Genomic DNA, 713 nt, shown 5'->3' with positions numbered 1-713 from the left:
GGATCTGCGCTTCACCTATATTTCCGACACATTCAACCGCTTGTCCGGTTTTACGGGGGCGATCGTGCTGGGCCACACACGATCAGAGTTTTATGCGGAACGCCCGGAAACGCGGGATAGTGCCGACTGGGCCGAACTGGACCGGAAACTGGCGCGACATGAAGCCTTCTCGGGCTTTGTCTACCGCGTCGTGACGGATGACGGCAGCACCTTTTGGTTTCAGATATCGGGCACGCCCATCTTTGACAGCGAGGGCAAGTTCGCAGGCTATCGCGGCGCGGGCATGGATGTGACCGCCATGCAAAGCGCGCGCGAGCAGGCGGAAGCCGCAAACCGTGCCAAGTCGGTTTTTCTTGCCAATATGAGCCATGAGATACGCACGCCCATGAACGGCGTCCTTGGCATGGCGGAGCTTTTGCAAGAGGCGGTGACGGACCCGGCCCATCGGCAGATGGCAGAGATCATTCGCAAAAGCGGCGAAGGATTGCTGCAGGTACTGAACGATATTCTGGACATTTCCAAGATCGAAGCGGGAAAGATGCAGATCGAGGATGCGCGCTTTGATCCCGGTAAACTCGTGGCCGATGTTGTCGCTCTGCACAGCTCCTGTTGCCAGGAGAAAGGGTTGAAGCTGCAGATCGACAGCGCCGCCGATTTGAAACTGCCGCGTCGTGGCGACCCTCATCGGGTGGGGCAGATCCTTCACAATCTGA

General features: G+C 58.2%; 1 protein-coding gene. It reads left to right on the top strand.

Translation table 11 applies throughout. The features are described 5' to 3' along the window. On the top strand, nt 1-713 hold a 713-nt coding region (locus ACTIGC_RS13565), incomplete at both ends, for a histidine kinase dimerization/phospho-acceptor domain-containing protein (protein WP_439634918.1).

Origin of the sequence: Glycocaulis sp., from assembly GCF_051859565.1 — a bacterium.
Taxonomy (GTDB): Bacteria; Pseudomonadota; Alphaproteobacteria; order Caulobacterales; family Maricaulaceae; genus Glycocaulis.
Note: the sequence above shows the minus strand (reverse complement) of the source record. Positions and strands in the feature narration are given on the sequence as shown.